At 59.1% G+C, this 21539-nt stretch carries 19 protein-coding genes; 10 read left to right on the plus strand and 9 right to left on the minus strand.

Features of this window, described 5'->3' with window-relative positions; translation table 11 throughout:
- Positions 1-4: 4 nt before the first annotated feature.
- From HQ945_RS04930 to HQ945_RS04940, 3 genes are read left to right on the plus strand one after another with little or no spacing between them, the layout of a single operon-like run.
- A complete protein-coding gene (locus HQ945_RS04930; protein WP_174207696.1) occupies positions 5-481 on the plus strand; it encodes a (2Fe-2S)-binding protein in 477 nt (158 codons plus the stop codon).
- On the plus strand, positions 478-1461 hold the full coding sequence (locus HQ945_RS04935) for an FAD binding domain-containing protein (RefSeq protein ID WP_174207697.1): 984 nt from the start codon (positions 478-480) through the stop codon (positions 1459-1461). Before HQ945_RS04930 ends, HQ945_RS04935 begins: the two co-directional genes overlap by 4 nt.
- Entirely contained in the window at positions 1458-3752 is a 2295-nt protein-coding gene (locus tag HQ945_RS04940; RefSeq protein WP_174207698.1) for a xanthine dehydrogenase family protein molybdopterin-binding subunit, read from the plus strand. The genes HQ945_RS04935 and HQ945_RS04940 overlap by 4 nt, the downstream gene beginning before the upstream one ends.
- Positions 3753-3890: 138 nt before the next feature.
- On the opposite strand, the gene HQ945_RS04945 is transcribed toward HQ945_RS04940, so the two are convergent.
- On the minus strand, positions 3891-4796 hold the full coding sequence (locus HQ945_RS04945; RefSeq protein ID WP_174207699.1) for a LysR family transcriptional regulator: 906 nt from the start codon (positions 4794-4796) through the stop codon (positions 3891-3893).
- 125 nt (positions 4797-4921) lie between these two features.
- Here HQ945_RS04945 and HQ945_RS04950 point away from each other — a divergent pair, with 125 nt between their 5' ends.
- Both HQ945_RS04950 and HQ945_RS04955 read left to right on the plus strand, forming a co-directional pair.
- Positions 4922-5539 (plus strand): FMN-dependent NADH-azoreductase, encoded by a 618-nt coding sequence (locus tag HQ945_RS04950; RefSeq protein WP_027230319.1) that lies wholly within the window; start codon positions 4922-4924, stop codon positions 5537-5539.
- A gap of 448 nt (positions 5540-5987) precedes the next feature.
- A complete protein-coding gene (locus tag HQ945_RS04955; protein ID WP_051614557.1) occupies positions 5988-6434 on the plus strand; it encodes an MgtC/SapB family protein in 447 nt (148 codons plus the stop codon).
- Positions 6435-6444: 10 nt separating this feature from the next.
- Here the strand turns inward: HQ945_RS04955 and galE are convergent, their stop codons facing one another.
- On the minus strand, positions 6445-7437 hold the full coding sequence (gene galE, locus HQ945_RS04960; protein ID WP_113279790.1) for a UDP-glucose 4-epimerase GalE: 993 nt from the start codon (positions 7435-7437) through the stop codon (positions 6445-6447).
- Between the two features lie 322 nt (positions 7438-7759).
- Between galE and hemA the strand changes: the two genes are divergently transcribed.
- Positions 7760-9037, plus strand: coding sequence for a 5-aminolevulinate synthase (hemA, locus tag HQ945_RS04965; protein WP_174207700.1), 1278 nt, complete (start codon positions 7760-7762; stop codon positions 9035-9037).
- A gap of 57 nt (positions 9038-9094) precedes the next feature.
- Here the strand turns inward: hemA and HQ945_RS04970 are convergent, their stop codons facing one another.
- From HQ945_RS04970 to mscL, 3 genes are all read right to left on the minus strand, one after another.
- Positions 9095-10138, minus strand: coding sequence for an AbrB family transcriptional regulator (locus HQ945_RS04970; protein ID WP_174207701.1), 1044 nt, complete (start codon positions 10136-10138; stop codon positions 9095-9097).
- Positions 10135-11301, minus strand: coding sequence for a pyridoxal phosphate-dependent aminotransferase (locus HQ945_RS04975; RefSeq protein WP_174207702.1), 1167 nt, complete (start codon positions 11299-11301; stop codon positions 10135-10137). Before HQ945_RS04975 ends, HQ945_RS04970 begins: the two co-directional genes overlap by 4 nt.
- 258 nt (positions 11302-11559) lie before the next feature.
- Entirely contained in the window at positions 11560-11967 is a 408-nt protein-coding gene (gene mscL, locus HQ945_RS04980; RefSeq protein WP_027230325.1) for a large conductance mechanosensitive channel protein MscL, read from the minus strand.
- A gap of 206 nt (positions 11968-12173) precedes the next feature.
- Here mscL and HQ945_RS04985 point away from each other — a divergent pair, with 206 nt between their 5' ends.
- Positions 12174-15644, plus strand: a complete 3471-nt coding sequence (locus tag HQ945_RS04985; protein ID WP_174207703.1) for a hybrid sensor histidine kinase/response regulator — start codon at positions 12174-12176, stop codon at positions 15642-15644.
- Between the two features lie 8 nt (positions 15645-15652).
- Here HQ945_RS04985 and HQ945_RS04990 read toward each other — a convergent pair whose 3' ends face one another.
- Positions 15653-16312 carry a response regulator transcription factor gene (locus tag HQ945_RS04990; RefSeq protein WP_027230327.1) on the minus strand — a complete coding sequence of 220 codons (660 nt, stop codon included), beginning with the start codon at positions 16310-16312 and terminating at the stop codon, positions 15653-15655.
- A 219-nt stretch (positions 16313-16531) separates the two neighbouring features.
- Between HQ945_RS04990 and pip the strand changes: the two genes are divergently transcribed.
- The gene (gene pip, locus HQ945_RS04995) at positions 16532-17482 is read left to right on the plus strand and encodes a prolyl aminopeptidase (protein ID WP_027230328.1); all 951 of its coding nucleotides are present in this window, start codon (positions 16532-16534) and stop codon (positions 17480-17482) included.
- Positions 17483-17517: 35 nt separating this feature from the next.
- On the opposite strand, the gene HQ945_RS05000 is transcribed toward pip, so the two are convergent.
- Together HQ945_RS05000 and HQ945_RS05005 are read right to left on the minus strand one after the other, a co-directional pair.
- Positions 17518-17961 carry a VOC family protein gene (locus HQ945_RS05000; protein ID WP_027230329.1) on the minus strand — a complete coding sequence of 148 codons (444 nt, stop codon included), beginning with the start codon at positions 17959-17961 and terminating at the stop codon, positions 17518-17520.
- Between the two features lie 116 nt (positions 17962-18077).
- Complete coding sequence (locus HQ945_RS05005; protein WP_091950469.1) at positions 18078-18518, minus strand: hypothetical protein; 441 nt, start codon at positions 18516-18518, stop codon at positions 18078-18080.
- A 133-nt stretch (positions 18519-18651) separates the two neighbouring features.
- Here HQ945_RS05005 and HQ945_RS05010 point away from each other — a divergent pair, with 133 nt between their 5' ends.
- Positions 18652-18993: a DUF952 domain-containing protein gene (locus HQ945_RS05010; RefSeq protein ID WP_174207704.1), complete on the plus strand. Its 342-nt coding sequence runs from the start codon at positions 18652-18654 to the stop codon at positions 18991-18993.
- Positions 18993-20081 carry a quinone-dependent dihydroorotate dehydrogenase gene (locus HQ945_RS05015; RefSeq protein ID WP_113279785.1) on the plus strand — a complete coding sequence of 363 codons (1089 nt, stop codon included), beginning with the start codon at positions 18993-18995 and terminating at the stop codon, positions 20079-20081. Before HQ945_RS05010 ends, HQ945_RS05015 begins: the two co-directional genes overlap by 1 nt.
- Positions 20082-20101: 20 nt before the next feature.
- On the opposite strand, the gene HQ945_RS05020 is transcribed toward HQ945_RS05015, so the two are convergent.
- A complete protein-coding gene (locus HQ945_RS05020) occupies positions 20102-21457 on the minus strand; it encodes an MATE family efflux transporter (RefSeq protein ID WP_051614561.1) in 1356 nt (451 codons plus the stop codon).
- Positions 21458-21539 lie beyond the last annotated feature (82 nt).

Genomic DNA, 21539 nt, shown 5'->3' on the forward strand with positions numbered 1-21539 from the left:
GCCGATGACAAATCAAATCAGCCTCAATCTCGATATTAACGGCAAGTCGCGGCAAGTGACAGTCGAGGCGCGCGTGACGCTGCTCGACGCTCTGCGCGAACATCTGGAACTGACCGGCACCAAGAAAGGCTGCGATCACGGCCAATGCGGTGCCTGCACGGTGCATGTGGACGGCGAACGCGTCCTCTCCTGCCTTACGCTCGCCGCACAGGTCGAAGGCAGCACGATCAATACGATCGAGGGCCTTTCCGCGCCAGGCGACGCGCTGCATCCGGTACAGGCCGCGTTTCTCGAGCATGACGCCTTCCAGTGCGGCTATTGCACGCCCGGACAGATCATGTCCGCCGTGGCCTGCATTCGCGAGGGTCATGCCGGTTCCGACGATGAAATCCGGGAATACATGTCCGGCAACCTCTGCCGTTGCGGCGCCTATCCGCACATCGTCGATGCCGTGCGCGAAGCTGCAAAGGAGCTGTCATGAGGGATTTTTCCTATGTTCGCGCCGCTACGATTGACGAGGCGCTAAGCGCCGCGGCAATGCCGGCGACAATGCTGCTTGCCGGCGGTACCACCCTGATCGATCTTGCCAAATGCGGCGTGGCCGAGCCGGAGCGCGTTGTCGATATAAGCCATCTCAAAGGCCTTGATGGGGTGCGCATCGACGGCAAAGCCGCCACGATCGGCGCCTTGGCGCGCATGAGCCGCGTTGCCGAGGACCCGGCAATCAAGGGCGAGTTCCCGGCAATCTCCGAGGCGCTCTGGCAGGCGGCCTCGGCCCAGATTCGCAATATGGCGACAATTGGCGGCAACCTCCTGCAGCGCACGCGCTGCGCTTATTTTCGCGATCCGGCAACATTCCCCAATTGCAACAAGCGAAATCCCGGCAGCGGCTGCGCCGCACTGACCGGCGTCAACCGCTCGCATGCGGTGCTCGGCGGCAGCAGCGCCTGCATCGCCACCTATCCTGGCGATCTTGCGGTGGCACTGACGGCATTCGATGCTCTTGTGCATCTCGGCGACCGCCAGGTGCCCGTCGATGATTTCTTCTTGTTGCCGGGCGCAAGGCCGGACAAGGAACACGCCATGCGCCCCGGCGAAATCATAACCGCGATCTCCGTCCCGGCTTCGCCAGCGGCGCGGCGCTCGACCTTCCTGAAAGTGCGGGACCGGCAATCCTATGAATTTGCCGCGGCGAGCGCCGCCGTCGGCATCGAACTTGGCGGGGATGGCCGCACCATCACCGACATTCGCATCGCCCTTGGCGGCATCGCCACAAAACCGTGGCGCGCGCGGGCCGTCGAGGACGCCTTGCGCGGCACGGCCTTCGAGCACGACGCTATCAAGGAGGCGAGCCGTTTGGCCGTCGAGGGCGCGATCGACCATGGCGCCAACCATTACAAGATCGAACTTGCCCCGCGCGTCGTCGAACGCGCCATCCTCAAGATTGGAGCTGCGGCATGACCATCGTTGAAACCAGAGCAAAGCGTGGGGACGCCGCCGACGGCGCCTTGGGCGGACGTCTGTCGCGCATCGACGGCCCGGCAAAGATAACCGGCCTTGCCGATTATGCCCTCGAGCACCATCCGCAAGGAATGGTACACGCCGTCCTCGTCGAAAGCGCGATCGCGTCGGGCCGCGTCGTTTCCATTGACGCAAATGCCGCCGAACGCGCGCCGGGCGTACTGCTGGTAATGACCCCGGACAATGCGCTGCCGATCAAATCGGCAACCGACTGGCTCAACACGCCGCCTTCCGATGCGCCCTACGAACCGCTGGCCCGTAGCATCACCTTTGCCGGCCAACATATCGCGGCTGTCATTGCCGAAACCTTCGAGCAGGCAACGGCGGCAGCGGCGCTGGTCAAGGTTTACTACGAAGAGGCGCCGGCGATCGCGGGCCTCGATGATCCCAAGGCCGGGGACGGAATGCCACTCGACCGGATGACAATCGAATGGGGCGACGCGCATGGCGCGCTTGCGAACGCCCCTATCCGCATCAAGCATGAATACCGGACCCCGCGCGAGTATAATGTGCCGATCGAACCGCATGGGCTCATTGCGGAGTGGAAAGGCGACAGGCTGACGGTCTGGGAGCCCAGCCAGTGGATCGACGGCATGGCGCGGACCTATGCGGAGTGGTTCGACATCCCCTTCGAAAACGTTGAGTTGCGCTCGCCCTATATCGGCGGTGGCTTCGGATCAAAGGCGCTCGCCCTCGAACACGGCGCCATCGCCATCAATGCTGCGCGCATGCTCGGCCGTCCGGTGAAGCTCGCGGTCACGCGGGCGCAGACCTTTACGGCCTATGGCGGCCGGCCGGCGACACGCCAGACGATCGAACTCGGTGCAACGCGCGACGGCAAGCTCGTTTCCATCGTCCAGACAGGCGCCAACGAAACGTCGATGAAAGCCGTTCAAGTCGAGCCGCTGGGCTCGGTGACGTCGATCATGTATGCCACGCCGAATTTCAGTTCGCGCCAGAACGTCGTTCCCGTCAACACGGTGAAACCCGGCGCCTTGCGCGCGCCCGGCGAGAACCCCAGCGCCTTCGGCATTGAATGCGCGATCGATGAACTTGCCTATGAAGTCGGGATCGACCCGGTGCAGATTCGACTTCTCAACTACGCCGAGGAAGACCCGCATGCCAGGAAGCCGTGGTCGACCCGGCGCCTGCGCGAAGCCTATGCGGCCGGAGCGGAGGCCTTCGGCTGGAGCGCGCGCCAGCCAAAACCGCGTTCGATGCGCGAAGGGAATCAGCTCATCGGCTACGGTGTCGCAGCCGGCACGTACCCCGTACGACGCACCCCAGGCGAAGCACTGGTGCGTATCCTTGGCGACGGTTCCGTCGAGGTCGCCAGCAGCGGCATCGACATGGGCCAGGGCACCTATACTATCCTGGCGCAAACGGCTGCCGAAGCCATCGGCGTTCCAGTCGAGAAAGTCCGGGTCAAGCTCGGCGACTCTTCGCTGCCCCGGGCGCCGGTCGCCGGCGGTTCGCAGTTCGCCAACCTGATCACCGGCGCCGTGCACAAGGCGGCGCTCGCCGCACGCGACGAGTTGATTGGCCTCGCCATCAACGATCCAAATTCGCCGTTCCGCGACCTCCAGGCGAATACGCTCATTGTCGAGAACGGCGTAATATCGTCGCCGCGCGATACCGGCGCCGGCGTCGGCATTGCCGAAATCATGCAGCGGACGGGCCGCGAGCGGATCGAAGCTCTGCGCGATACGTTGCCGGAGAACCTGCGCAACGAGAAAGATCATTTCCGCAACTTCACCACCATCACGACGATGCTGTCGCCGACCGATGGCGACTACTCGCTGCACAGTTGGTGCGTCCACTTCGTCGAGGTGCGGGTCGATGCCGATTTCGGCACCGTCCGGGTGGCGCGGATGGTCTCGGCGCTGGACTCGGGCCGGCTTTACAATCCGAAGCTCGCCGAAAGCCAATGGAAGGGTGGCATCATCATGGGCATCGGTCAGGCCCTGCTTGAAGAAGGCATTGTCGATGCGCGCAACGGTCGGGTGATGAACAACAATCTTGGAGACTATCTCGTGCCGACCAACGCAGACATTCCGGACCTCAAGGTGATCTCGGTCGGCATACCCGATACGCACGCATCGGTGCTCGGCGGCAAGGCGGTGGGCGAACTCGGCATCGTCGGGGTCGCGCCGGCCATCGCCAATGCGGTCTATCACGCTACGGGCGTAAGGGTGCGCGATTTGCCGATTACAATGGACAAGCTGACTTGAAGGGGGCCGCTGCGGCGAGCTACGGATCGCGTTGATACTTCTATCGACGCTCCCGTTGCCCTGCCCTTCATGGATCCTCGGGACAAAAGCCCGAGGATGGCCTGGGCGGACCCGGAGGGGGCGTGGTGACTGTTTCAGTCAGCTTCCAAACCGCCCCAATTCCTGCTTGAACCGATCGATCAGCCAGTTTGAGGCCGGTCCGAGCGGCCGGTCAACAGGGTAAATAGCCAAGAGCGGATACTCGGTCTCCGGATAGGGTTCGAGATCGAGCTGCACCAGCCGGCCGGTGGCGATATCATCCTTCACCATCCATTTCGGCAGGCCGCCCCAACCGAGGCCGGCCACGGTGAGATCATATTTGGTGCCGACGTCCGTCAGGCGCCAGATCTTGTAGGCAAACACGCCGAAATTACGCCCCTTGGTCTGTTCGCTAAGATCGGTAATGACCAGTTGCGTATGATCGCGAATAAAGGAAAGCGGGACCGGCCCCTCATAAAGCGCAAGCGGGTGGCTCGGTGCCGCAACGGGAGTCATGGCCGTCTGGCCGATTTGCACCAGCACAAGTTCGTCATGGGCGTTGAGAGGTGGACCGGCAATGCCGAAATCCGCCTGTTTCTTCAGGACCAGATCCCAAACCATGCCGAGCGCGCCGACATGAACGCGCAGGCTGACTGTCGGAAACTGTTTCTGGAACGCCTTGAGCACGCATGTCATCACCGGCGACGGCAACGACACGTCTATGGCGACGGCAACCTCGGCTTCGAGGCCCATTTTCAGTCCTTCGACACGTGAACGCAGGCTCTGCAGCACGGATACCATGCGCCGCGCATCCTCGAGCATGGCCTTACCTGTTTCCGTCAGGCGGGGCTCGCGCGTTCCGCCGCGTTCAAACAATTGCAATTCCAGCTGCGCTTCGAGATTGGCGATCGTATAGCTGATCACCGACTGCGAGCGATTGAGCTTGCGCGCCGCAGCCGAAAAGCTGCCGGATTCCGCAACTGTCACGAACACCTGAAGCTGGTCGAGCGTCGGATTTGCCTGCATTGCCTGACCTATCGATCTATTAGATGGAATTGATCGATATTTTCCCAGTTTTCTAAATGGATGTCGAGTACCAAATTGCAGCCATCAGTTCTCACCCGAGAATATCAATTGAAGGAACTTAGGCTATGTCTTCCATTCTTCTCGTTACATCGAGCCCCCGCGGTGCCGCTTCGCATTCGACGCGCGTCGCTACCGAACTTGCCCAGAAGCTGCAGGCAAAGACGCCCGGCAGCGCCATCGTCAAGCGCGATCTTGCCAGCCAGCCGCTGCCGCATATCGATGCGGACTATTCGTCGGGCATTTACACCCCGGTCGAATCCCGTTCGGAGCGTCAGCAGAGCGTCGTTGGCGTATCGGATGCCATCGTCGATGAACTGTTTGCCGCCGATAGCATCGTTATCGCCACGGGCCTCATCAACTTCAACATTTCTTCGACGCTGAAGGCCTGGGTCGATCATATCGCCCGCGCCGGCAAGACGTTCAGCTATGGCGCTGAAGGCCCCAAGGGCCTGGTCACAGGCAAGAAGGTCTATATCGTCATCGCTTCGGGCGGTGTCTATTCGAGCGGTCCGGCAGCAGCATTCGATCATGCGGTACCTTACCTCAAGACTGCGCTTGGCTTCCTGGGCATGACCGATGTCGAAGTCATCCGCATCGAGGGCGTCGCGATGGGTCCTGATGCAGAAGCCAAGGCCGTATCGTCGGCTCTCGACCTTACCAGCGACCTGGCGCTTGCCGCCTAAGGGTAATGCGCTGATCGCGAAAGAGGCGGGCTTTTGGCCCGCCTCTTTTTTTGTACAAAGTTTATTTGGTCAGGACTTTCGCAAGGTCCGCTCGGCGTCATCAAGACGCCTAAGCTGGTCGAGAAGACTTTCCGGGACAGTTTCATCAACCTTGTAGATACCTGCAGCTCGTATCGCCGACCTATAGGACGACTGCGAAATCTGCCGTCTCAAAATCTGCGAGAGTTCTTTTTCGTAGGTACGGTTTCGGCCGTCCATCAATCAAGCTCCAACTAGTGCCTCGTTGAAAGAACAACCGTTCCCCAAGAAGAAGGTTCCCCTTTTCAAGCCTTAAGACTTCAATGGCAATGTGTCGCGGCGCCGCAGGCCTACGCGTCGTACGATCTCTGGGAACCGCTGACCACTACCTGGCGTTGTGCTCAACGTTCATAATGGTTGGAGACAGCGCTTGTTCGAAACGTTTCATTACCTGAATACCCTGCCGCTTTTCCCACATGCCTTTGCTTTGGCGGTGGCCTATATCCTTGCCTTTCCCATCGGGTGGGAGCGCGAACAGGAGGAGCGAAGCGCCGGCCTGCGGACCTTCCCGCTGGTAGCGCTGGCGAGTTGCGGATTCGTGCAAGGCGCCGAGCGCCTGATGACGGACAATCCCGAAGCGCTGGCGCGCATCGTTGAGGGTCTTATCACCGGCGTCGGATTTATCGGAGGCGGGGCAATCCTGCAGGGCAAGAACTCGGTACGCGGCACGGCGACCGCGGCGAGCATCTGGTCGACTGGCGCCATCGGCGTTTCGGTCGGGCTCGAAAGCTACGATGTCGCGATTATCATATCCGTGCTGACGCTTCTCACGCTGCGCCTCATGCTGCCGCTGAAGAAGGAGCAGAAAGAAGATTGATACGTCGGCTTCAGCCCTTGTTGTTGCGGTGCTGCAGCGCCTTTTCCCATTTCATTGCCGACTCGACGATTGTATCAAGATTGTCGAGCTTCGGCTTCCAGCCGAGGTCGAGGCGCGCCTTGCTGCTGTCCGCGACCACGGAGGCCGCGTCGCCGGGACGGCGTACCGTCAACCTTGCGTCGATCGGCTTGCCATGCACACGCTCGACACTCTCGATGACTTCCTTGACGGAAAAGCCGCGTCCATAGCCGCAATTCGCCACCATGCTGCTGCCACCCGAACGCAGGCGCTCCAGCGCCAGGCGATGTGCCGCCACGAGGTCGCTGACATGAATATAGTCGCGCACACAAGTGCCATCCGGCGTTGCAAAATCGTGTCCGAAGATTTCCATGTACGGGCGCTTGCCGAGCGCAGTCTCGCAGGCAACCTTGATCAGATGGGTGGCACCGCGCGTCGATTGACCGGTGCGTCCCTTGGTATCGGCACCGGCGACGTTGAAATAGCGCAGCGCCGTATAGTGGAAATCATGGGCGGCGGCGGTATCGCGCAGCATCCATTCGGTCATCAGCTTGGATAGGCCATAGGGCGATTCCGGATGGGTCGCTGCATCTTCGGTGACCGGCTTCATGCCCGCGTCGCCATAGACCGCCGCGGTGGATGAAAAGATGAAGTTCTTCACGTCCGATTTTACCACAGCCTCGATCAAGGCCCGCGACTTGCAGGTATTGTTCTCGTAATAGGTGAGCGGGTCGCGCACGGAATCGGGCACCACCACTGATCCGGCGAAGTGGATCACCGCGTCGACATAGTTGCGCTCGATCGTCTGGCGAACAAGGCTCTGATCGGCGATATCGCCGACGATCAGTTTCGCCTCGCGCGGCACGGCCCATTCGAAACCCGTTGAAAGACGATCCAGCACGATGACGGAATCGCCAGCATCGAGCAATTCCCAGACCATGTGGCTGCCGATATATCCAGCGCCGCCGGTCACAAGCACGGTCATTGACACAGCCCCTTGGTCCCCATTCTGTTGCCCAGAGTTGATCTTGTCGCATCAAGTCAGCCGTTGAAAGCTAATCATCGAGCCAATGTGATGCAACTTACGTGGTATGCGGACAAAGGGAACCGACAAAATGTGAGTAAGGTGAACGCCCGTTCCCGGCGCCGCGACTTTGCGCCCGACATCACGCGATGTCTTCGACAATTTTTGCCGGCTTCAACATTTAGGGTTAGAGTTTCGTTTAAACCGTGGCAAATTGACCCTCAACTCACAATAGATTTTGCCAGGCAAAAACGGTACTACGTTCATGATACAGGAGCAATTCATGGACTATCGTCGGTTTTTTGAAGACGCGATCGACCAGTTGCACGCTGAAAAGCGCTACCGGGTCTTTGCCAATCTGGAACGGATCGTGGGTCGTTTTCCGCGCGCGATCTGGCGCGACGAAGGTACGCAACGCGAAATTACGGTCTGGTGTTCAAACGATTATCTCGGCATGGGCCAGCATCCGGACGTGATTGCAGCGATCCATGACGCGTCGAGCCGCATGGGCTCCGGCGCTGGCGGTACCCGCAACATTTCGGGCAATAACCATCCGCTGGTTGAACTCGAACATGAGCTGGCCGACCTTCACCAGAAGGAAGCAGCCCTCGTATTCACCTCCGGTTTCGTGTCGAACGAAGCGTCGATCTCGACGATCGCGCGGCTTCTGCCGAATTGCCTCATACTTTCCGACGAGCTGAACCACGCCTCGATGATCGAAGGCGTGCGGCGCTCGGGCGCGGAAAAGAAGATTTTCCGCCACAACGACCTTGCTCATCTGGAAGAGCTGTTGAAAGCGGCGGGCAAGGAGCGCGCCAAGTTGATCGTCTTCGAATCCATCTATTCGATGGACGGCGACATCGCCCCCGTTCAGGCAATCGCCGACCTTGGCGACGAATACAACGCCATGACCTATATCGATGAGGTTCACGCCGTCGGCATGTACGGCAACCGGGGCGGCGGGATCACCGACCGCGAGCACCTGTCGGACCGTATCGATGTCATCGAGGGCACACTTGCCAAGGCGTTCGGAACGCTGGGTGGCTATATTGCCGGCCCAAAGACTGTCATCGATGCTATCCGGTCGTATGCACCGGGCTTTATCTTCACCACTGCACTGCCTCCTGTAATTGCAGCCGCAGCGACGCAATCGATCCGGCACCTCAAGGTGTCGCAAGAAGAGCGCCGCATGCACCAGTGCCAGGCAAAGCTCACCAAGGACGTCCTCGCCCAGGCCAATCTGCCGGTGATGAAATCGGAGACGCATATCGTTCCGATTCTCGTTGGCAACCCTGAACTCTGCAAGAAGGCCAGCGACCGGCTGCTGCAGAAACACGGCCTCTATATCCAGCCGATCAATTATCCGACCGTCCCGCGCGGCACCGAGCGCCTGCGCATCACCCCGACGCCGTTCCATTCCAACGAACTCGTCGTCGAGCTGAAGGACGCGTTGGTCGAGGTGTGGACCGCGCTTGGCATTCCTTTCTCCAAGGACAGCGAACCCGCCATCGAAACGAGCGAGCGGGTCGTAACGCTCGCTGTGTCAAAGGCCGGCGGCTGATTGCATCTGATTGCACGCAAGTGGACCGGCGCATGAGCGCCGGTTTTTGTTTGTGGTTCAGCGCGCGACGAAGCGGGCGAGGAACGGCACTGAGAAGGCGATCATCAGAAATCGCACCACATGATGCGAAGCCACGTAGGATGGATCGACGCCGAGGGAAAAGGCGATCACGGTGAGCGCCTCGAGCGCACCCGGCGCAAAGGCAAGCGCTATCTGTGCCGGGTGAATGTCGAGAAGCAGCCAGACGACCAGGGCGGCGACGAAGGACGCTGCCGTTCCAATCAGGAAGGCAAGAAGCGCCGCCGGCAGATAGCGCATCAATTGGGTTCTATGTTCTGCGCCGACCCGCGAGCCTATCAGCACGCCGAGCACGATAAGACCGATATCGGCAATCGAGCGTGGCACGACGGCTGTCACGATGGACGTAGCATGCAGGATACCGCTGGCAAGCAGGGCGCCGAGCATCATGCCTCCAGGAATGCGGCTGTAATAGCCGAGCAAGGCGCCGGCGCCGCCGCAGACGAGGAGAATGATTGCCTCCTGAATCGTCCAGTCATAATCGACTTCAACCACGACATGAGGGGCATTCCTTGCGATGATAGCGAGAAGCGGCGCCAGGAACCCGATGAGCAGCAACAGGCGCACGCACTGGATGACGGTGATTTTCACCATGTTGGCCGAGGTGCCCATCGCCGCGACGAGGACAAAGGAGAGCGCGCCCGGAAGCGCCGAAAAGAGCGAGGTTGGGCCGTCCCAGCCGAAACCCTTGCGCAGCATGAGGTAAGTCAGCGACGTCACGAGAACGAGCGCCACGAAAAGCATCAGGAAGCTCACCGGCCACAGCACCATCTGGTCGAGGATGCCGGGCGAGACGCCCGAGCCTGCCTGAATGCCCAGCGAAAAGAAGACGAAGCCGCGCAGCCGGTCCGGAATATAAATTCGTACCCCCGACAGCGAGGCGGAAGTGACGGCTATGGTCGAACCGAGCAGGAACGGAATCGGCAGGTCGATCAGCCAGGCGGTCAAGCCGCCGGCCGTCGCTATCAGCAATGAAAGAAGGGTGGCTTTGATCTTGTCGAGATGAACGGGGTTCGGCGTCAACGTTTCCGGATCCAGTCTGCGAGGCGGTCGGCCGCCTCCTCGACCTGATCGATCCGTCGGGCGAAGCAGAGCCGTAGAAAGGCGGCGCCACCATCGCCAAAAGCAGTCCCCGGCGCAAGGCCGACTTTAGCCTCATCGACAATATCAAAGGCAGCGCGATAGGAGTCGCTGATGCCGTCTATACCGAAAAGCAGGTAGAACGCGCCTGCGGGCGGCGACAGCCGTACCCTTCCCGTCGCCGCGAGCTTGGCACAGAGAATATCGCGTGCCTTGTGGGCGCGCTCGACCTGCATGCGAATGAAGTCGTCGCCTTGATCGAGCGCGACAACGGCGCCGCGCTGCATGAATTGGGCAACGCCCGACGTCGAATACTGGATAAGATTTTCGATCGTCTTGCCAAGCGAGGGGTGAACCACCATCCAGCCGACCCGCCACCCCGTCATCGCCCAGTTCTTGGAAAAACTGTTGACGAAGATGATGCGCTCATCCGGATCCATGATGTCGAGGAAGGAGGGCGCGCGGCGGGCGCCGTAGTAGAAATGCGCGTAAATTTCGTCGGCAACGATCCACAATCCGTGCTGACGGGCAATGCTCAGGATTTCCTTCAGCGTATCGATGTCGGCGGTCCAGCCAGAAGGATTGGAAGGCGTATTGATAAATAGCGCCTGGGTTCGCGGCGTGATGGCATCGCGTATTTTCTGGGGATCGAATCCCCAACCGTTGCCGGTGAAATCCTGCGTCACCGCTACCGGCGTCGCGCCCGCAATGCCTGCGGCGGCGGCAAAATTAGGCCAGGCCGGAGAGAGATAAATGACTTCGTCGCCCGCGCCGGCCGTTGCCTGGATTGCAAGCTGGATCGACTGCATGCCCGATCCGGTAACATAGAAATGCTCGACCGGCAGATCCGCATTGAAATGGCGTTTGTAATAAGCCGCAAGCGACTGGCGCAGTTCCGGTATGCCGGCCTGCCAGGTGTAAAAGGTCTCGCCATTGTCGAGGCCTGTCGATGCGGCATCGCGAATGAAATCGGGCGTCGGAAGATCGCCCTCGCCGGCCCAAAGCGGGATGACGCCCTTTTGGCGACGACCATGATTCATGACGGCAACGATGCCGCTCTCAGGGGCCACCGCTGCTTCATGCCGCAATTGCTGAACGAGGTTCATTATTCGTGTCTCCAGTCTGCCTGCCGCAGACCTATAACAACGAATTCTGTTTCGCACGTGGATATTTGTGATGTTTCCATCATCGCAACTGATGGGCTCCCGCCACCGTTATGGCGGGAGAGGCTTCGGTTTCGACACTCCGCAACCTGACCGCCTTGGGTGTTGGGCACAGCATTACGGCAAAAATATCAGGGATAACGGGCGACAACGGCCCGAGATCGGAGGGCTGCCCTCAGGGCAACCCTTCGGCGACACCTGTCAGGTGCGCTGGGCGAGAAGGTCGCGAATTTCCGTGAGAAGCACTTCTTCCTTCGACGGTTCGGCAGGCTTGGCGGCTTCCTTCTTCTTGAAGCGGTTCATTGCCTTGACCACCATAAACAAGACCCAGGCAACGATCAGGAAGTTGATGAGCAGAGTGATGAAATTTCCGTAAGCGATGGTCGCGCCAGCCTGCCGGGCCGCCGCGAGGGTCGGCTGCGCGTCGCCCGAAAGCTGGAGATACAGGTTGGTAAAGTCGGTGCCGCGCGTGAGCAGACCTATGATCGGCATGAAAATATCGGCGACGATCGACTCGACCAGTCGGCCGAAGGCAGCACCGATGATCACACCTATGGCGAGATCAACCATGTTTCCTTTCAAGGCGAATTCTTTGAATTCTTTCAGCATGATGTACCACTCTCCAGTATTATGTGTTAATCCAAACCAACGGTCATCGCATTTGCCATAACCTGAAAACTGTAACAGAAGTTTTGAAATTATTGATAGAGCGTTCGATTTCTTCTACCAGTATTAACGGCATGGGCAATCGGCGGGCAAGCCGAAAATGCCTGAACGCGGAGCGTGCCGAAGCAAAGTAACGGAAGGTGAAGCCCATGTCGGGCTTGTATATTGCAGTCCTTATCATTGTGCTTTACCTCGCGTTCCAGTCGATTGTGGTAAGGCGCGCGAACCGGCTTCCCAGCCGTTTTCGTCTGCCGCGGCCCTTTGTCTACTCGATCTGCCTTGCTGCAAGCGGCACGTCCTGGCTCTACTACGGCAGCGCCAGTTACGCCGCCAAGAACGGGATCGAATTTGTCGGGCTCTTCCTCGGCATTGGTCTCATGTTCACGTTGGGATTTCCAGTTCTCGGCAAAGTGAGCCAGCTCGCCAAATCGGAAGGCATCAAATCGATTTCCGATTTTGTCGGCGCACGGTACGGCAAGAGCTTTTCCGTCGCAGCGCTGGTTACTGGGATCACGACGATCGGGCTCATCCCATACATTGCGTTGCAGTTTGCCGCGATCCACCAGATGATCGATATTTATTCCAACCATATGAACGAAGGCGCAGATCACCACCACATGATCATTGCCCTGGTCCAGCTTGGGATCGCCGTCTACACCGTTTTCGTGGCCGCTCGCGGTCCGCAGCAGAAGGACCGCTACGATGGTTTCATCAAGGCGGTTGCCGTAGCTACCACGATCAAGCTCTGTGTCTTCCTGCTTGTCGGCATTGCTACCGCGACGTTCCTGTTCGGATCACCCACGGAACTCTTCGCAAAGGCGATGGCCCAGAAGCAGGACATTCCGCTTCTCACCACCGGCATTTCCGTTGCCAACCTTTTTGCCCTAATGCTGATCGGCGCATCGACGGTGCTGCTTTTACCCAACCAGTTCTATCTGACGATCGTCGAGCACCGGGGTGGCGGAGAAATGCGTCTTGCGCGCTGGTTCACACCGCTCCTCTTGCTGATCGGCGGCGTCTTTGTCATCCCCATTGCCGTGGCCGGGACGATTTCCCTGCCGCCCGAGGCTGCGTCGGACTTTTACTTCATTTGCGTGCCGATCGTTGCCGGGCAGAAGATGCTCGCCGGGATTGCGTTTCTTGGTGGCGTTCCGGCTGCAACGACGATGATCATTGCGCCATCGATATTACTGTCGATCATGATCACCAACGATTTGATGCTGCCGCTGCTGTTGCGCCCGGCTGCCGGCAATCCAGCCGAGCCAAAGGACTATACCAAGGTCATTCCCCGGATCAGGCGCTGGTCCCTCGTCGCCATTCTCGGGATAGCCTGGGCCTATCAGTATTTCGTATCCTGGAAGATGGACTTTTCCGAACTCGCGCTGATCTCGGCTGTCGCGGTCATCCAGCTGGTGCCGCCATTCGTCGGCGCCCTCGTTTGGCACCGGGGGACGGCGCGCGGCGCAAACTGGGGCATGATCGCGGGATTCAGCGTCTGGCTTTATACGATGGTCATCCCGACGCTGATCGATCCAGGCTCCGGGCTCTTGACCGACGGTCCGCTTGGGATTGCAGCGCTCAAGCCGCAGGCGCTTTTCGGCGTCGAGGCGGCAAGCTACGTGCAAGGCCTTTTCTTCAGCCTTGCCGCCAATATTGTTTGCTATGTTGCCGGATCACTATCGCGCAGCGCCACGCCGCTTGAGCGCATTCAGGCTTCGGTATTCATCACGGATAAAGCCCCGCTGTCGACGCCGGTCGGAACACTTCAGCCCTCCATCACCGTCGGGCAGCTCAAGGCGACGGTCTCGAGATATATCGGCAATGAGCAAGCTGAATTGGCTTTCGCGTCCTTTCACAAGCGTGAGGGTATTTTGCTCGACGACGAGGATGGAGCAGACTTCAAGACGGTACATTTCGCCGAACAACTGCTCTCCGGCATTGTGGGCTCGCCCTCGGCCCGCATGATCCTGTCGCTCGCCATGGGGCCGACAGGTCCCGCACAACGCCGCGCCCAGATCCTCCTCGAGCATGCAACCGATGCACTGGCACAAAACCGATATCTGCTGCAAACGGCGCTCGATCAGATGGATCAGGGGATTTGCGTGTTCGACCCGCAATATCGGCTGAGCTGCTGGAACGCCCAGTTCCGGGTATTGCTCAATCTGCCAAGGGACCTGCAGCGCATGGGCACCCCGTTTCGCAGCATCGTTCATTATCTCTACGAGCGCGGCGATCTCGGAAGCGCCGACCCGGCGCTTCTCAACGATCTTGCAAAATCGACCGCGCCGTGGCGCATCACGCTGACGGATACCGGCCAAATAATCGAAATCAGCTCGAACTCCATTCCGGACGGTGGCATCGTCACGACGTTGACTGATGTCACACAAGCGGTAAATGCCGACCATCTCTTGCGGCAGACAAATGAGTCTCTGGAACAGCGTGTACGCAACCGCACCAACGAACTCACGCTCGCCAACCAGCAACTCGCCAAGGCACAGCAGCGGGCCGAAGAAGCCAATATCAGCAAGACGCGTTTCCTTGCCGATGCCGGCCACGACATTCTGCAGCCCTTGAACGCGGCGCGGCTATACTCCTCCTCGCTGATGGAGCGCCTCGGCAATTCGCGCGAAAAGCAGCTCGTCAGCAATGTCGACTCGTCGCTTGAGGCTGTCGAGGTCATCATCAACGCCCTGCTCGACATTTCGCGCCTTGATACGGGCGCGCTCAAACCGGTTGTATCCGTCTTCCGCCTTGATTCTTTGCTTGAACAGATCGTCCGCGATTTTTCGCCGACGGCGCATGCAAGGGGCCTGACGCTGGACGTGGTCATGAGTTCGGTGGTCGTGGCGACCGACCGCAATCTTCTGCGCCGCCTCGTTCAGAACCTTGTCTCGAATGCCATCAAATATTGTCGCAGCGGCAAGGTGCTTGTCGGCGCCCGTCGGCGCGGCGACAGGATTGAACTGCAGGTGTTCGACACCGGCATCGGCATTCCCAAGTCGCAACTCGAAAACATATTCCGCGAGTTTTCCCGCCTCGCCGAAGGCATGAAGATTTCGGACGGGCTTGGCCTCGGGCTTTCCATCGTCGAGCGCATCGCGAAAATCCTCGACCTTTCCGTGCAAGTGCAATCGACGCCGAACAAGGGATCGATGTTCTCGGTTACAATTCCGGTCTCGAAGGCGGCCGCGCCTCCGGCTGCGGAAAATGTCCGGGCCATTCGGCCTGCGGCACCCCTGTCGGGATTGTCCGTGCTGTGCATCGATGACAACCCGCACTCGCTTGCCGGCATGCAGGAATTGCTGGCAACATGGGGTTGTTATGTCGTCATGCTGGATAGCGGCGAGGCGCTGAAAGCCTATTGCCAGGGCAATCCAGGCGTTCCCGACGTCATTTTGGCGGACTACAATCTGGGCGATGAAAACGGACTAGAAATGGTCGCCTACACACGCGAACACTTCCAGCGCCATATACCGGCGGCACTGGTTACGGCAGATCGCTCGAATGCCACCCGCGATCAAGCCAACGCCGAGGACATCGCCGTCATCCAAAAGCCTGTCCGACCCGCAGCGCTGCGGGCGTTGCTTTCGCATTTCCGCCAGGCAATCGCAGCGGAATAACGACTTGATTACATAAGAGACTGGCTGGGCATCGACTCTTCTTTGAAGCGTGCCAGCCGGATGACGGCTTGCGTGCGGCTCTCGACGCCGAGCTTGTATAGAACGGCGGAGACGTGTGCCTTGATCGTCGCTTCCGAAACGTTCAGTTCATGGGCGATCTGCTTGTTGAGCATGCCATCAGCCATCATACTCAATACACGTGCCTGCTGCGGCGTAAGTTTGCGGATGCAGCGAATAAGTTCGATCATCTCCGGATCGAGCACGTCGTCGTCACCATCGGCCAGCGGCGACCAGATACCCCCGTCAAGGATCGTCTGCACTGCTTCCTTGATAACGTCCGGTCCCGAAGACTTGGAAATGAAACCCGATGCGCCGAGTTCGAGGGCCGCCCGGATGGTAACCGGATCGTCGGTTGCCGAGATGATGGCGATCGGAAGCGATGCCTGCAGGGAGCGCAGCGCGACAAAGCCGGTGAGCCCACCGACACCGTTCAACGAAAGGTCAAGCAGAAGAAGATCAAGATCGGCTTCTTCCTGGATAAGAGATTTTGCAGTCTCGATATCGCCAGCTTCAATAATGTCGGTATTGTTTCTTGGCGAAGTAAGCGCCAAACGCAAGGCTCCCCTGAAGAGAGGGTGATCATCCACAATAAGAAATCGGTAGTTCATGATTTAAAAAATCCTTGTTGCTGAAATTGCAGCAGTCTTAATCCAAAAGCCGTAATGCTAACGACTAAATCTGAAACGACTGATATATCAAGAGCAATTCGGTACACGCCAAAGTTTTGTTATCCGCCTAGGTGAGGCGATCCGGTTGAAATGCCTTGGCAAAACCGCATTCCCGCGCAATTATTTGCTGTGGGGATGAAATTCTTGAAAGTGGGACGCATGATCACAAACATTCTTTATCCAGAACTTCAACCGACATCGGAGGAAATGCTGCAGGTCTCCGAGCTTCACACGATTCATGTGGAGGAATGCGGGAATCCGAATGGCAAACCGGTGATCATGGTACACGGCGGACCCGGTGGCGGCATCAATCCGACGATGCGGCGCCTGCATGATCCGGAAAAATATCGCATCATTCTGTTTGACCAGCGCGGCTGCGGAAAATCGACGCCGCATGCGGAGCTCAACGAGAACACGACATGGGATCTCGTTGCCGACATGGAGAAGATCCGCAATCATTTTAACATCGACAAATGGCAGGTCTTCGGCGGTTCGTGGGGTTCGACGCTCGGCCTCGCTTATGCGCAGACACATCCGGACCGCGTCAGCGAATTGATATTGCGCGGTATTTTCATGATCCGCCGTTTCGAGATCGAATGGTTCTATTCGAACGGCGCAAGCATAATCTATCCCGATCGTTTCGAGGCCTACCAGGCGCATATACCGGAAGACGAGCGCGACGACATGATCGCAGCCTACTACCGGCGCCTGACCGATGCCGACCCGGCCGTCCAGTTGCAGGCAGCCAAACTATGGGCGCGCTGGGAGGGATCGGCGCTATCCCTGCTTCCGGATCCTGCGCGTGAAGAAGCGTTTTCCAACGATCATTTTGCCATCGCTTTCGCCCGGATCGAATGCCACTATTTCCAGAATCGCGGCTTTTTCGAAACGGACGACCATTTGCTGCGCAACGCACATCTGATCCGCGATATTCCGGGCGTCATCGTGCATGGGCGCTATGACATGTGCACGCCGCTGCTCAACGCCTGGCACCTGAAAAAGGTCTGGCCGGAAGCGGATCTGCGTATTGTCGAGGATGCAGGCCATGCCGTCAGCGAGCCCGGCATCGTCCACGAACTCATCCACGCGACGAAGCGGTTTGCTGGCTAGATAACGACGGCCGGCCCCGCCATGGGGCCGGCACTTTACGCGGCAAGGTGCTTCTGCCGCGATTTCAGCACCCACAAATGCCCGAACGGATCAACGAGCACGCCAGCCCGATCACCGCCATCGAGCGTTTCGGCGGCGTTGCGTATCCTGCCACCCTCGGCGAGGGCATGGTGCAGCACGCGGTCCACATCATCGACATGAATATCGAGCATGACCGGCGTCGCTCCGATGGCATGGACCGAGCGCGGACCGCCGAGGGATGCGTCGGCATCGCGCTTCGGATTGGCGCCAACGATCATGAGGAACGATGCGCCCATGCGGATTTCCGCAGCGATAAGTTCGCCATTGTGTAGATAAGGCCGTCCGACAGTTTTGGCGCCGAAGACGTTCTCATAGAAATCGAGCGCCTTCTGCTGGTCACCATGACGTACAAAGAGCCTGATCGATACCTCTCCAATCAGTGTTGGCACTGCAGTCATCTCATCGCTCCCGGAAGAAAAGTTGTGAGCGGGCAGTGTCCGACAAAAGCTTGAACATATCAAGAACGGCACCTGCCAAAAACCGGCCATTCCTGACAGATGGTTGTCAGGATGATTCAGGTTTTTTCCAAGGTGTCCGGCGCCGGCTTGTTCTCTTCGGGGCTGTAGCCGAACTCCTTGGCGATACCCATGAAACGGCGCATGAATTTTTCCATGTAGCCGAGGCTCTTTTCGAACTGCTCGTCGGAAGGCAGCGCGTCGCGCACAATCGGCGGAATCTTGCCCATGGCGGCCACTGTATCCTCGAGTTTGGCGACGCGGCCCTTCAGATCGGCTATGTCCTCTTCATAGGCCGTACGTTCCTCCGCAGCGACCTTGCACACGAGTTGTGCGGATTGCTGCTGGCAGATCGACATCTCACCCGTCTTGTTGTTCATGCGCACGAAGCCGTCGGCAGTCTTCTCCAGCGTATAGCCCGGGCTCTCCTCGGCACGTGCCGGCTGGCCAACCAGCGGAGCGAGTGCAAGAACAATGAGCATTGTGCGAAAGGGTGCCATGACGGACCTCCATGTTTGCATCCTGCAAACTTATCGCAATAATACGCCGAAAATCGGAACCAGACACAGAATTCGCTCAAACGTTCGACTCCGGACTTTGCGCGGGCGGGTTTTCCGACTACTAAGAATTTCCATGACTCACCTGATATACAAGATTGCGCCGCGCACCCTTTGGCAGGCCGCCGAAGCAAAGGGTGTCTTTGACGGCGCGCCCATCGATCATGCGGACGGTTTCATTCATTTCTCGACAGCCGCCCAGGCCGTGGAGACGGCGACAAAGCATTTCGCCGGCCAGGACGACCTTCTGCTCATTGCGGTTGCGACCGACCGGCTTGGCGATGCGCTCAAATACGAGGTTTCGCGCGGAGCCGATCTCTTTCCGCACCTTTATGCATCGCTGCCGCTCGAGGCGGTCGAATGGGTAAAGCCCCTGCCCCTCGGGCCTGACGGGCACCAATTTCCGGAGATGCAATAATGAACAGGCTGTTCCAGGCGATCGGCAGGAAGGTCCTGTTCTCGTTCGATCCGGAAGATGCACACGGGCTTTCGATAAAAGCGTTGAAAAGCGGCATCGTCCCCGGTTGCGCGCCTTTGAACGATCCGGCACTGCGGGTCACGGTGGCAGGTCTCAGCTTTCCCAATCCTCTCGGCATGGCAGCAGGCTATGACAAGAATGCCGAAGTGCCGGATGCCCTGTTGAAGCTCGGATTCGGGTTTGCCGAGGTCGGAACGCTGACCCCATTGCCGCAGTCCGGCAATCCCAAGCCGCGGATTTTCCGCCTTATCGAAGACCGCGCGGTGATAAACCGCCTCGGATTCAACAATGAAGGCCACGACCCGGCTTTCCAGCGGCTTACCGAACGGCGCAAGCATGCCGGCATTGTCGGCGTCAACATAGGCGCCAACAAGGATTCAACGGACCGGATTGCCGACTACGTTGCCGGGATCCGAAAGTTTCAGTCAGTCGCCAGCTATTTCACCGTCAACATTTCCTCGCCGAACACGCCGGGACTGCGCGATCTGCAGGCGCGCGAAAGCTTGCGCGAATTGCTTGGCAAGGTGCTCGAAGCGCGCGACGCGCAAAAGGGCGTGCACCGACCGGTCTTTCTGAAGATCGCGCCCGATCTTCCAGAGGCGAGCCTCGACGATATCGCCGCCGAGATCGCGCTTCATCCACTCGACGGCTTGATAATTTCGAATACTACGCTATCGCGAAGCGGCCTCGAAGGGACGAAAAATGCGCGCGAGACTGGAGGACTTTCTGGCGCTCCACTGTTCAATCGCTCGACGATCGTCCTTGCCAAGATGCGCCAGCGCGTCGGGTCCGATTTGCCGTTGATCGGCGTTGGCGGTGTTGACAGCGCGGCGACGGCGATTGCGAAAATACGTGCCGGCGCGGATCTCGTTCAGCTTTATACGAGCATGATTTATGCAGGGCCAGGACTTGCCGGGGACATCGTCAAGGACCTTTCGGCAAGATTGAAGCGTGACCGCATCACCACCATCGCTGCACTGCGCGATTGCGACGTCAATGAATGGGCAGGCGAACCTCTGCCGGCCTAGAGCGTGTCGCTATTTCTATCTTACTCGGCAAACTGCAGGCGCGCCCGGCTCGGCAGAATCGACAGAAGCGAGATGCCGCGCAGGCCAAGGAAGAGGTGGAGCGCCAGCCAGAGGCCGTGATTGCCGAGGTACATCGGCAAGACGTAGTAGGCGCCAAAATAGCCCGCGAGCGACAGAATCATCATGTTGCGCATATCGCGCGACCAAGTCGCCCCGATGAAGACACCATCCATGTGGAAGGCGAGAAGGCCGGTGACCGGCGCAAGGGCGGCCCAGGGCATATAGATAGCTGCCATCGATTGAACCTCTTCTGACTTGATCAGGAAGGCGACGATACTGTCGCCAAAGATCAGGAAAAAGAGTGCCATGACCGATGCAAGGATCATTCCCCACAGGAATGAGAGCTTTACGCCCCGGTCGAAGGCGGGTCGGTAATTCGCGCCGACGGCACGACCGGAGATTTGTTCGGCTGCGGTGGTGACGCCGTCGATCAGATAGCCTGAAATCAGAAGGAAATTCATCAGCACCGCATTGGTCGCCAGCGTTACCGCACCGGCCTGGGTGCCCGCCCGGGTGAAATAGGCGTAGGCGATCAGCAGGAAGAACGAGCGCAGCATGATGTCGCGATTGACCGCGAACATGCGGCGGATTTCATGCGCATCCAGAACGCGTTTGCGCGATGGATTGGCAATGCTTCGGAACTGCATGTAGATCATCGAAAGGCCGACGATCAACGCCGACGTCTCGCCAAGAACCGTCCCCCAGGCGATGCCCGTGACGCCCCAACCCATGATAAGACCGAGCCAGATGGTCATCACGACATTGACGCCATTCAGCAGCAATTGCAGATAAAGGCCCTGCATGGCCTTGCCCTGCCCGAGCAGCAGTCCCAATACGACGAAGTTGCCGAGTGCCATGGGCGACGACAGGAGACGGATCGACACATAGGTCGACATGGCCTCGCTGACAGCCGGATCGGGATTCATAAAGCTGACGGTCGCCTGCAGGATCAGCGGTGTGGCCGCGATGAAGATCAAGCCGGCGACAACGGCAATGCCGAGAGCCCGCCAGAATACCGCCTGCTGCTCGACATCGTCGTGGCGGCCCATGGCCTGCGCAACAAGGCCTGTCGTGCCAGCGCGCAGGAAGTTCATCGTCGAGAACAGGAAGTCGAAGACCAGGGCGCCAATGGCAAGGCCGCCAAGCAGATGCGGATTGCCGACCTGGCCAATGACAGCAGTATCGACGAGACCAAGCAGCGGCGTCGTCAACGACGCGAGCATGACCGGAATCGTGATTGCAAGCATCAACCGGTTCGTCACCTCGAAGGGGCGGACGACCTTGGAACCGGCAGACGAAGGCACATCGATATTCATGAAGGCACCGAGATTGCAAGCCTGAAAGGCTATCCAAGCTCTATGCCACTGGTTCGCGGCGTTTACCAGTCATATCAAGGAT

Origin of the sequence: Phyllobacterium pellucidum (assembly GCF_013327855.1) — a bacterium.
GTDB classification, from domain to species: Bacteria; Pseudomonadota; Alphaproteobacteria; order Rhizobiales; family Rhizobiaceae; genus Phyllobacterium; species Phyllobacterium pellucidum.